Consider the following 12,580-nt stretch of genomic DNA (forward strand, 5'->3'; position numbering starts at 1 on the left):
AAACCGTACAAAATAAATATGTATATCTTTGGCCTATAAAATTATCATCCATGAAAAAAGAATCAATCTACCTCGTTCTGGCATTTTTTATACTTTGCGCTCACTCTTTATATGCGAATAAAAGCGTGCGGTTGGCTTCTCCAAACGGAAAGATCAAGTTTTCCTTGGCTTTGGATAAGAATAGCCCGGTATACAGCGTAACATTTAATAAGCAGACCTTGATCCAAGACTCCCCATTGACGCTGACTTTCGATAATGGGGCGTTCGGGGAAAATGTAAAGATCAACAAACCCGTGTTCAGTACGAAGGAAGAGACCTACGAATTGATCGTTGGTAAGGCGAAACATATACATAGCCTTTCCAAAGAGGTAATCATCCCGCTAGAGGAAACCGTTCAGCCTTTTCGCAAGATTAATCTGGTCTTGAGGGCTTTCGATGACGGTATCGCCTTCCGCTATGAGTTTCCGAAGCAAAAAGGATGGGATTCGTATATCATGTATGACGAGGGAACCACCTTCAACCTACAAGGGAATCCGAACGTAACCACTTTATTCCTCCCCAACTACCAAAGTTCCCACGAAGGTAAATATACGGTCACAGATTATGCCGACATGGATAATAAACGATTGATGGATATGCCCGCCCTATTCTCTTTCCCGAACCATGTTTATATGGCGATTACCGAGGCGGCGGTTCGTGATTACGCCGGTATGTACCTATGGAAAGAAAACGGGACTCTTCTCGGGAAACTATCACCTAAACTGGGACAAGAGCGTATCAAGGTAGAGGCATCCCTACCCCATCAATCTCCTTGGCGGGTCTTGATGATCAGTGATCAAATCGGTTCCTTGATAGCGTCCAATATCCTTACGAATCTCAATGAGCCTTGTAAGATAGAGGATACGTCTTGGATTAAGCCGGGTAAGACTACTTTTACGTGGTGGAACGGAAATGTCGTTCCGGATACGACTTTCCTTGGCGGAAACAATTTCCCCACGAATAAATATTACATTGATTTCGTAGCCCGTAACGGATTGGATTATCACTCGATCTACGGGAACGCCGAGCAAGCTTGGTATGACGAGGATGGAGCCGGATTCGGTTCTCCGGGTCCTAAAGCGGACATCTTGAAAGTCGTTCCGAGCCTCAATATGCAGGAGATTTGCGATTACGCCAAGAGTCAAGGCGTACGTATCCATTTATGGACCAACTGGAAACCTCTGTACGCAAAGATAGACGAGGCTTTCGCCCAATTCGAGAAATGGGGAATCGCCGGCATGATGATCGATTTCATGGATCGAGACGATCAGGAGATGATCCGCATCCAAGAAGAGTTCTTGGCGAAGGCGGCTAAGCATCATCTATTCGTGCAATTCCACGGAGCTTGCAAGCCGTCTGGATTGAGCCGTACCTATCCCAACGAGTTCACCCGCGAGGGTACGCTTAATTACGAGCATTGCAAATGGGATAAGGATACCGACGCAGATCATGACATCCATATGCCTTTTACCCGTTTATTAGCGGGAGCGACTGATTATCATTTAGGAGGTTTCCGCTCTTTGCCAAGGGATAAGTTCAAGAACCAAGAACGTAACCCTTACGTAATGAGTACCCGCTGCCATATGTTAGCGATGTACGTGGTATTAGAGAGCTATCTCGGCATGATTTGCGATACGCCGGAGGCTTACGAGGGACAACCGGGATTCGAGTTCCTGAAAGCCGTGCCTACGACTTGGGACCAAACAGTCGTTCCGAACGCTTCCGTCAATGAATACGTAACGATCGCCCGCAAAAAGGGAGAGGATTGGTTTGTCGGTACGATCAATAACAGCCACGCACGCAGTATCGATGTAGACCTCAAGTTCTTGGATAAGGACAAGAAATATAAGATAACGATCTATAAAGATGCTGAAGATACGAATATAGACTCGAACAAACTCGTAAAAGAGGTTAAGGAGATCACCTACAGGGATAAAATCACCCTTCCGCTGGCCTCCGACGGAGGATCGGTCTTTCATATTCAACCCATCTGACACAATCCACCCACTGCAACCCGGGTTGCAGTGGTACTGCAAGGCTGATGCAGTAATACTGCAACGCCCATACAGTAACGCTGCAACGCCCGTGCAGTAACAAGACACAAAGCTTTCGGATAAAAGCAAGTATTGGAGGAACCGGAACAATTGATTACTTTTGTGCTCAAAAATAGATAAATGAGTTACAATTGGAATACACGGACGGAACTTTTGTTCGGAGCGGAGCGTATGGAGCGCTTATCCCGTAGCCATGTATTGGTAGTTGGCCTAGGAGGTGTGGGAGCTTATGCCGCCGAGCAGATTTGTCGGGCCGGAGTAGGAAAGATGACGATCATAGACGCCGATACGGTAAACGAGAGTAATATCAACCGCCAATTGCCCGCCCTTCATTCCACCCTAGGGATGCCGAAAGCCGAGGTCGTGGCCAAGCGTTTGCTCGATATCAATCCCCAGTTGCAACTAACCGTCCTGAATGAATTCCTGCGAGACGAGCGGACGGAGGAGGTACTCCTATCGGCCCCTCTCGATTTCGTGGTAGATGCCATCGATTCCCTAAGTCCCAAGGTATACCTGATGTACCAAGCATATATCCATAAGATCCCCATCGTGTCCTCCATGGGGGCGGGCGCTAAGGTAGACCCGTCCTTGGTACGGATTGCGGATATCTCCAAGACAACCAATTGCGCCCTAGCGAAAGCGGTGCGGAAACGGTTGCGTCCTCTAGGCGTAAGCAAGGGGATTCCCGTCGTATTTTCCACCGAGTTCGCCGATCCGGACGCCGTGATCGAAGTTGAAAACGAAACATGTAAACGTACGACCACGGGAACGGTCTCTTATATGCCGGCAACGTTCGGTTGTTTCCTTGCCTCGCACGTTCTAAGAAACTTGATATGATACAAACCGAAGGAATAACGAAAAGTTTCGGAGCCTTACAAGTATTGAAAGGCATCGACCTCACGATAAACAAGGGCGAGGTTGTCGCTATCGTAGGCCCTAGCGGGGCGGGTAAGACAACCTTGTTGCAAATCATCGGCACGCTCGACGCACCGGATAGCGGGCGGCTGGTTATCAATGGCACGGAGACAAGACGATTGGGCGATAAGGAATTGGCGGCTTTCCGCAACCGGAATATCGGCTTCGTCTTCCAGTTCCATCAATTATTGCCGGAGTTCACGGCCTTGGAAAACGTGATGATCCCAGCCCTGATCGCCAAGGAGAAATCGGCCATAGCCGAGAAGCGGGCGAAAGAGATGCTGGACTTCTTGAAACTCTCCGATCGTATGGCACACAAGCCCGCCGAGCTATCCGGCGGAGAAAAGCAACGGGTAGCGGTAGCCCGTGCGCTTATCAATAACCCGGCGGTTATCCTCGCCGACGAACCTTCGGGAAGCCTCGATACCAAGAACAAGGAAGAATTGCACGCCCTCTTTTTCGAGTTAAGAGACCAGATGAACCAGACGTTCGTCATCGTGACGCATGACGAACAGCTGGCCACAAACACGGATCGGGTGATCCATATCAAGGATGGAGTGGTAGAAACGAACTAACAACAAGGGGGTGCGGTTCTAAGTGAACCGCACCCCCTTGTCTATTATAGCGGGTTTATTTACAATACCCGTAGTTTCACCGTCTTTTGGTCGTGGGCGATTTCCGCACGGATAATGTAGATGCCTGCCGGGAGATCGAACGTATAAGTCGGACGGGCGGGATATAAGGTACGTACCAAACGACCCATCGGCGTAAACACCTGTATCCGCTTCAACGCCTCACCGGCACCGGCCACCACCTTGCCCGGCACGGCCGAATAGACGGAGATAGACGCGGCATCGGCTATCCGCTCATTGCCGGTAGGCAGACCGGAACGCAAGAAGTAACGTCCGTGGCTGCCGCCATCCAAGCGGAGGGTATGGCTGTCGCCCGTCAGCTCCGTACTCTTGCGGGTCACGGCATCGTACAGGTAAAGCGTCTCCACCCAATCGCCGATACCCTCTATCGTCAGCGTGACCTCTCCTTTTCCCTTGCCGGCATATACGCCGAGGGGCACCAAGTCGATCTGTCGCGCCACGTTCACGCCTACGGCACGAGTCCCGGCGATGGTGTACACCTGCGGGATCTCCTCCAGCTCCGTATCCAGCAAGATCACGGCATCCTTATCTGCCTCATAGCTATTCGTAGCATCATCCTGCCGCATCAGCAAGGCCGTGCTACGATATGCATCCCGCTCCGCTGTCAGCCTCAATACCGGGTTTTTGGCCGTAGCGGTACGTAAGGAAGAAGAGACCTTCTCCGACTCTCCTTGCATCATGGAGGGATCGAAATGAACCACCTTCAGATCGGCACCGGTTGCCGTACCTTCCGCTTTCGTTTGAGCCGCATCTTTCAGCTCTACGAAGAAGGCTTGCATGGAGGCGATAACGGCTCCGGATGTAGCATCAGTAACATTTCCACCTTCCCATGCCACATCAGGTGTACCGACAACAAGCCCCTCCTTCACATCCAATGTCCAATATTTTTGCTCTAAGATAGCCTCATTCTCTTTCAAGAAACGAACGATATCCAACGGATACATATAAGGATTACCCAACAGGAAGTGCTTGCCGTCACCATCAGCAATAACACGGACGGTTCCATTATCCGTATTCCACCAATCTTCCGTTCCATTCACATCTGTCAATACCACCTTGATCGACTTGTTATCTGCCAGTTTACCAGCATTGATCCGATTTGCTAAAGTCGGGGCTTTGGTCATGGCGGCTCTCAATGTAGCGCTTTTCGCATCCGGTTTCCACGGTTCATATTTGTAGGAGTCATCCGCTTTCGGCAGGCGTACCAATACTTTCTCACCTAAGCCGGTCGCATTCTTCTTTTCTACGCTGGCATAGAATCCCTTTCCTAAAGCGTAGGGCACATTCACATCGTTATATTCACGGCTCCAGTTGGATTGGACTACCTCGTAATGAGTTGTATCCAAACCATTCTCCGGAAAAGAAACTATTTGATCTGCTTCGCTCTTCGGCACGTACATCGTGATCGCCTTGTCCCAAGCTTTCTGGTAGAAGGCTGGGGCTTGGCGGTCGTTGTCAGCCGTGCTGTAGGTGATATCGGCGAAAGCATAGGTGTTCTGACGGCCCGTGTTCTTCACGGTGTACATATCGCCGGCGAATACGCTTTGCAGGGGCGATGCCATCCAATATTTCGCGTCAGGTGTCATCTCGAATTCCACACGGGCAGTGTCGTACGTCAGGAATTGCTGACGGCGTAACTGCGCCTCGGGTTTGAAATAGATAGCCTTTACCTTATTTATATAGTACGGAGCTACGATAAGTCCTTTATCATTCTTATTTACCGCCATATCGTATTGGATATATTGGGTAGCCTTTGTTTTAGATGTCGTATCAATTCCTTGCAGTAAATTCTTATCCTCTTTCAAGTCTTCCAATTCCAGTGTCTGCCCTCCCGGGATCGTGATACGGGTGAAATGAAGCGGGGCGAAGGCGGCAGTCACAAGATCATTACCGTTGGCATCCTTTTTGCTTTCTCCCGTTTGATCTATATACAAATCCCCTTCCGTGGATTGCTGCCAGTTCGCATCATTATACCATGCCTCAGCATCCTCACCGATGTTCTTACCCGTCCAAGTCAAGTATTCCGGTACGATCTTGATAAGTAAGGTCGCATATCCCTCGCAAGAGCCTTCTACGAAAGTTCCATCCTTATATTCACCGAATGGAATATAAAGTGAATAGATTTGGCCTTCGGCGAATTTTTCATAGGCACCCTCCTTAAAGGTCATCGAGAATAACCCGCCGCCATTATCTGTTTCAGTTTCAGCTTTCGCAGACAAAGCCGTCAAATCACCTACCTCTATATAAGTCTGCCCTTGCCGCAAGAATATAGTCGTAGCGTTACCGTTAGGCTTACCCAATTGGTTAGATTTTTTCATACCCATTGTCAAGCCTTCTCCTTGAATAGGAATATCGTTTATGCTTCCTTCTATGATATTCGGCAAGCCGATACGCAGGGGCACATTGGGATAATGAGCCATTTCTTCCGGGTATTCCACATCCGGAAAACCGACTAACAGTGTCGGGGCGGGAGCGGCTTCCAATGTTTTTTCCTGAGGTCTTTCGCAAAAGAGCCATTTGCGTCGATCACTCTCAGTAATACTCTCTGGCAGATAAGGAATCGCTACCACTTTTTTTACCCAACGGAATTCCGCATATCCAAACTTCCCGCCAATCACTAATTTTGGCTCTGTGTCCACATCACCTAAGAGCAGTGTCTTCAATTCCTCAATTAAATCAGGCTTATCTTTATATTTGTCTTTACAATACTCAATCAAAGCTTCTGCCTGGAAAGACAAGGCATTCTTTTCATCAGGAAGTTGATTTCTATAAGACCTCAATATATCTTCTAATGATACCCCATGCCTCTCATGGAACGCCGCAAATTCCAGCGAGTCGCCCAAGAACCAATCGAACGTATATGAATAATTCTTGAAAGCTTCTATCTCTTCAAACTTATTCAGTTCCCCTGTCAGATTTTGGTCATCATCCACCTCTTCAACCCATACGGTCGCTTCCTCGATCTGACTGATCCGTCCCTCGCAAGCGATCATGCCCTCCGGCAAATCACTTTTGGTATTCGCTACGACCGTGAAGGAAGGGAGTACGGTGAAAGGGGTAGTCAGCAAGCAAGGATCTTGGAAACTACTTCCCGCATAGGCATTCGGGAAATCCACGACTTTATCGCTAGTAACTGTCGCGGCCGCACTAAAGATTACCACATCATACTTACCGGAGGCAGGCTCTACCTTCGTCCCGCTTCCGTAAGGTCTCTCACCTTTATATCTCAACTCAGTCTTGTCCACATCAATGGCACTCAAATGGATGGTATTGCTATTTCCTTCATCCCACCAAGGCACACGAGGACGAGAAATACCCATCACGGAACATACGGCTCGTATCAGTTCTTCATATTTATTGTCATATCCATCCATTATTTGATCTATCTGACTCTCCATGTCTTTCGGATCAGGAATCTTATAGTTCCACTCTGATCCTGATTTGTCACAAAGATCTCCCAAATTTTGTTTCAAATATGCGATATACTCTTCTTTCGGGAACGGATCCCCATTTGTTTTTTGGGCATGCGCGTCTATGTCTTCATCCCAAACTCCTTGCTCAGCTACATCATATAAGAAATCATTGATCATACGCAGGTTTACGACAATTTGTCGTCGCATCGCAGTTTCATAATTTGTCAGATCCTCAAATCCTTGATGCTTTAACCCATCTTTAGTCGGAACGATAATACGATACACCTTGCTTCGGTTGTTATAGTTCTCATTCTTATAGTCCTTCAAATCCGTATTCAATGTAATCCAATCTTCAGGCTTCGTTATATCCCCATTTTCCTTTTTATCGGTAGCTCCAATATAAACGTTTCCGATCGTTTCATTAAGATTATCATTTCTTTTCGTTGGATCTCCACCCATCAAACCATAGCGGTATTTCCATATATGCTTTGAATCTTCCGTTATTCCATCCCCCATATTCAGATCGGACAATACATCCGGATTAATGCTCCAACCCATATTCTTGAGTAGAAGTTCGTAATCCGTGGCAACGGTTAGACTGGCAGAGGAACACACGTCCACTCGCTTTACGTCAATTTTCGGTATGGAGCGATAAATACGCAGACCATCGATGGCGTAGTCCGCACCATATGAATGGATGGCGTTATTTTGCACCTCCAAATAATATTCATCAAAGTCATTAGATCTTTCAGAGAATGAAAATGAATACATTAATTGCTGCCATTTACCAATGTATTCATTAGTTTCATACCCTTGATATGCTTCGCGCATTGTATAATTTGTCAAAGCATCTCCAGAAGTAAACCGATGAAGAATCACATCGGCTCCATTTTTCCTACCTATAAAATTTATATTAATATTAGGAGGAATAGGTTTGCCGGCTTTCGAACCTGTAGAAGTTTCATTCGCTCTTGTAGTCATATCATTTACCCAAAAATTCACCAAAATACCCGTATGACTACAAACTATTCCGTCTAATTTAATCTTCACCAAACGTCCCGGCAGATTCGCAGCATCTACATAATAGAAAAATCCCAATTTTTGGTGATTTGTATTATAATATGTTCGGTCATATATTGTCCTTTGCGCAACAGAACTTCTTTTAGATCTATCATTATTAGGAGCATTCTCTCTTAAAGTCGGAAACCAGTAATACTGCAAATTCGTAGTTTTCTTTGAGCTAAAATTTTCATATGAAACAATAGTTGTAGCCTTCTCTGCTCTTGTTTCAGAAACCTCTAATAAATTGGCAGTACGATATAATCCATATTGATTTTGCAATGGAGTCAAACGTCCACGTGTACGATGATAATCCAATGGCGCATAGCCCGTAACATCTGGCTCCAACCACATTCCCTTATCAGTATCTGCCATAGGAAATTGAGGTTTAACCATATTTAAAGTATAATTATTCTTTAATTGTTCAAGTGTAATTGAATCTCCCCGGTCAAAATTTATATAACCAATCATTTCATAAATATCTGGATGTTCATCCGGTTTCCGCTTTGGATCTGTTATTGTATTCAAATTATCCTCTAATACAAATCCTGCGCCGCTGATCGGTATCAACGTGTATTTATAAAGTAAAGGACTCCTCTTTCCTCCTGTTTCATCAACAGCCCAAACCTCCAATATAGATTGTTCTGTAATATTTAAAGAATCAACTATTTGCTCTAATGGTTTTAATTTACCAGTCTTAGTACTATTACCACAAACATATTTGTACGCATAGGTCTTTCCTTTTATTATATTTTCACCCTCATACCACGCATAATTATTTGCGATCGAACCTAGTTGTACATTAAAAATTTCATTACTCTGCGACGTAAATATATCCTCTTTTATAAATGCATTGGATTGATCCGCACCAGAACTTCTTATTTGTCCAGCAATAACACTTGCTGGACGAATAACAAACTTATAACGTATAGAGAGTGTCGGTTCTATAATTTCATTTGTTCCAGATCCCACAAGGTCTGTATTCAGACTCACATCACAAACCACTACGTCATTTTCTACAGTATTGACCTTATATTTGACAGTAGAAGCTCCCGTGGCACTAGCAGACTTCCGCAATTCCTCATTGCTTCCACTTGGATTATAAAAAAAATCATATGCAAAAAGAGATTTGCCATCACTGGTTGATTTCAATGTCTTTTGATAAGTAGCAGCACTAAGAACCGTACCTCCTAATACTGGTGGATGATCCTCGTCAAAAGTAATATCTGTCCCTGCGATCTTGCCCTCTATAGACAGCATGTTTTTATTCCCATCCTCTCGATACCAACGCACATACCATCTATAATATGGATCCGATACACCATCATTATTCCTCAACTCAGGAATAAACAACTCCCTCTCTTCCCCATCTGCCACATACACCGTATCCACACGTTCGGTAATACCGGTTTGGGGTGAACCATTCTTATAATTGATCGTGTACGTCTGCCCCCACGCCGGCACAGCCACACCAGCGGAAAAAATTAACAAGCAAGTTAATAACAAGGATTTATATCGTAGGTTGATTGATGGTTTCATCCGTCAGGTCCTCCTTTTTTAGTTTATTGTTGTTATATTATGGTTGTTATTTGTAGTTTCTGATCTTGATGGTGTAGGGGATTTGCATCTCTTGCTTCTCCTGACCCACATAATAGTTTATAATGAGCGTGAGGATGACTGTAGCATCCACGTTTCCACCCAGTTCCCGAGTGCGGATCGTGAAGGAACCTTTCTTTCCTTCCTTGATCGAAGCCTCGGGAAGGTAGAAACGCTGTTTCTTGTCACAATCCTCTCCGTTTACGGCCGTAATGAGACGTTTCTCGTCGCTTTTTACTTGGATCGAACTGATTTTCGCTGTTTCCGTAACCGTTCCCTCCTGCGGGAGACCTTTGATCGTGAAATCTCCTGTCACGCCTTCTATGCTAGATATCTCGAAACGGATCGACAAGTCGCCGGCGGCTTGCAAGGTATGCTCAACAGGCGTCAGTATTTGCACGCCCGTCTTCTCACCATAGACCAAGGCGGTCGGGTAGACCCCGATGGGGAGGCGTTGCTCGGCTACTTCCAAATTCGTCGTGATGTTGGTTATCAAGACAGGGATGACCAGCAGGTCATTGCGGCGTACGAAGTCGAAGCCCGTGAGGTGCTCCGTACGAGGGCGGCCTTCGATCTCTACACCGAGGTGGATGCCACCGCCGTTCTCTCCGACGGCTGCATTGGTCTCAGGAATGTAGCGAATATAAGCTCGTTTACTACCGTTCTCGCCGTCCACAGGTTTGGCTTGTATTTCTTTTTCATTATCACCGGGTTTGATAGATTCAGTATAAAGATCCTCTAGACTTACTACAGGAGGATTCGCATCTTTCGGAAAAGATGGAGCCAAAGGCTCTTCCAAGTCCTTGTTATCCTTAAACTCCAAATAATTCTCATTTCCCCAAGGCAAGAGCCAGATCGGCAGGCTTCCCTTGCGGAGGTTCATGATGTCCAATTGGTTTACGGTTATGGATTTATCTAAGTTATTGGTTATCTCCACTTGCACCTTGCCGATCATGCGGATCAAGGGAATCTCGAATTTGTTCTCTGCCGGAGCGGGCAATACCGTATGCTTTTGGGCGTAGCTGCTCATAGGAATACGCTTTCGAGACGCTTCCTCGCCTCCGAATTTACCTTTTTTCTCCTCATTCCTTGTATCAATACTCGTTCCCGAGTCCAATATCTTCACCTCCGACAGTTCCGCCAAGGAATGGGCTTCGGTAATTTTTTGATACAACGATGTACCGTCTTCCAACGATTGTAAATTGGCGAACGCATAAAAATGGTATGTGCCAAAGGGTAGTTTCATCTCCACCGTAGTACGAGAATCCTCATTACTGATATCCGGAGTCCATGTTCCATCTTTGCCGGATATATATCCGGCCAAATCCGCATTCTCATCATAGGCCACCACCAGCCAGTTCGTGATGTCTCGCTCGTATTCTTCATCTTTTGCCCAGAAATCCGTCTCAGTAGTTTCATCCGCCTTCGTCATCATCCCTCCGGCCTTCGTCTGCGGCGGGCGTACCGAACGGGATGTCCGCAAAGTGATAGTTACAACACAATGGTTCGGGTCGTCATCCGGGAGATCGCCCCCCCGGTCTTCACCACAAGCCATAAAAAGCCAACAGAGGCAAAGACCAGCGGCGACCGCCGTCAATCGGTTATATATGGTATAGCGTCTCATCATTAGCGATATTTAATAAATCTCTGTTTACAATATGCCATCGTTGATACGAATCACCCAATCCTTCACCTGTATCTTGAAGCAGGCGTACCCCACGATCGTAGGGTCTTCCGGATCGGGACCATCCGGGTTATCCGGATTGTCAGGATTGTCAGGATTATCAGGTCCCGGAGGATCCGGAGGCGTAGGCTTATCCGGACAATCGGGGCATACCTTCGGTGTAAGGAAGAAGATGATAGAATACTCGTCCTGCCGGTCCAGATACTCCTGCGAGGAGATACGGTGCCCCTCCATCTTGGTGAGCAGGAGGTAATCGTTGAGGTTCACGTTCAGCACATCCTTCTCCCATCCGTGGTGACGGATGATGAGACGGTAGTTGCGGCCCGCCATCAGGCGCATGGTGTTCATCTCGGCCACGGCCACGTATTGCCCGCCCACGGTAGCGCCGGGGGGCGGGTCGGCTCCCAACTCCACGTTCTCCGTATAATAAGGCAGGTAGTGGATGGTGGGATCTTGCAGCAGGGAATTGTCGTAATCCATATACCCGTTGTCGGCCACGATCCGGAAGGAGAAGTTGTTCACATCCATGTCCTCACCCATCACGTTTTGCAGCACGACCCGCAGCTTGTTGGTATTCTTGGCGAGGCTGATCACCTTCTCCTCGGGCATGTCGCGCGTCACGGTGAAGGTATCGAGGCTATGCCAAAGCGGGTGCAGCTCGTTGGGCTGTGTCGTATTGGCCTCGCGCAAGGTACGTACCTTGACGTCTTGCGCCCTCTCGACAGCCTGCGACGTCTCGGCAGGGTCGTTCCATGCGTAACTGCCCTTGTCCAGCCCGGCCCAAGTGACTACCTGATAGGTACCCGGCTCCATGTCGAGGGCGATGGAGTTCCGCTCGTCCAGCTCGCTCTTCTCGATCCGCCGCTGGAAGAGGAAGTTTCCTTCTTGGTCGCAGAAGAAGAGCGTAACGAAGTCTACCTCATGCTGGAAAGCGTCGGCGAATTTCATATTATAGTCGTACTTGAAATACAGGCGGAACTCGCAAAGCGGCAGCGAGCCGTCGTGTATCCAATCGCAAGTGTATAGCCCCACGGACAAGGCAGCTATGCCAATCAACTGTTTGCAGGTATGAAATAAACGGTTCATAATCATTTTATTAAGATACACAGTAATCCTCCGCCCGTACTACCGGAAATGGAGGTAAACCATGATGCCCATTATAAGGTT

Annotated in this window: 6 protein-coding genes; 3 read left to right on the plus strand and 3 right to left on the minus strand. The window is 47.1% G+C overall.

Features of this window, described 5'->3' with window-relative positions; all coding sequences use genetic code 11:
• The first annotated feature begins 50 nt into the window (after positions 1-50).
• The 3 genes from BDI_RS14390 to BDI_RS14400 all read left to right on the plus strand — a co-directional run bounded on the left by BDI_RS14390 (position 51) and on the right by BDI_RS14400 (position 3,583).
• Positions 51-2,033 carry a glycoside hydrolase family 97 protein gene (locus tag BDI_RS14390; RefSeq protein WP_011967047.1) on the plus strand — a complete coding sequence of 661 codons (1,983 nt, stop codon included), beginning with the start codon at positions 51-53 and terminating at the stop codon, positions 2,031-2,033.
• A gap of 180 nt (positions 2,034-2,213) precedes the next feature.
• On the plus strand, positions 2,214-2,930 hold the full coding sequence (locus BDI_RS14395; protein WP_011967048.1) for a tRNA threonylcarbamoyladenosine dehydratase: 717 nt from the start codon (positions 2,214-2,216) through the stop codon (positions 2,928-2,930).
• Positions 2,927-3,583 carry an ABC transporter ATP-binding protein gene (locus BDI_RS14400; RefSeq protein ID WP_008778861.1) on the plus strand — a complete coding sequence of 219 codons (657 nt, stop codon included), beginning with the start codon at positions 2,927-2,929 and terminating at the stop codon, positions 3,581-3,583. The genes BDI_RS14395 and BDI_RS14400 overlap by 4 nt, the downstream gene beginning before the upstream one ends.
• A 59-nt stretch (positions 3,584-3,642) precedes the next feature.
• On the opposite strand, the gene BDI_RS14405 is transcribed toward BDI_RS14400, so the two are convergent.
• Genes BDI_RS14405 through BDI_RS14415 form a run of 3 tightly spaced genes read right to left on the minus strand, consistent with a single transcriptional unit; the run spans position 3,643 to position 12,499 of the window.
• Positions 3,643-9,672: a hypothetical protein gene (locus tag BDI_RS14405; protein ID WP_011967049.1), complete on the minus strand. Its 6,030-nt coding sequence runs from the start codon at positions 9,670-9,672 to the stop codon at positions 3,643-3,645.
• A 46-nt stretch (positions 9,673-9,718) separates the two neighbouring features.
• The gene (locus BDI_RS14410) at positions 9,719-11,356 is read right to left on the minus strand and encodes a hypothetical protein (RefSeq protein WP_172580094.1); all 1,638 of its coding nucleotides are present in this window, start codon (positions 11,354-11,356) and stop codon (positions 9,719-9,721) included.
• 24 nt (positions 11,357-11,380) lie between these two features.
• Complete coding sequence (locus tag BDI_RS14415) at positions 11,381-12,499, minus strand: FimB/Mfa2 family fimbrial subunit (RefSeq protein WP_011967051.1); 1,119 nt, start codon at positions 12,497-12,499, stop codon at positions 11,381-11,383.
• Positions 12,500-12,580: the final 81 nt, after the last annotated feature.

The sequence above is a fragment of the Parabacteroides distasonis ATCC 8503 genome (assembly GCF_000012845.1).
GTDB lineage: Bacteria > Bacteroidota > Bacteroidia > Bacteroidales > Tannerellaceae > Parabacteroides > Parabacteroides distasonis.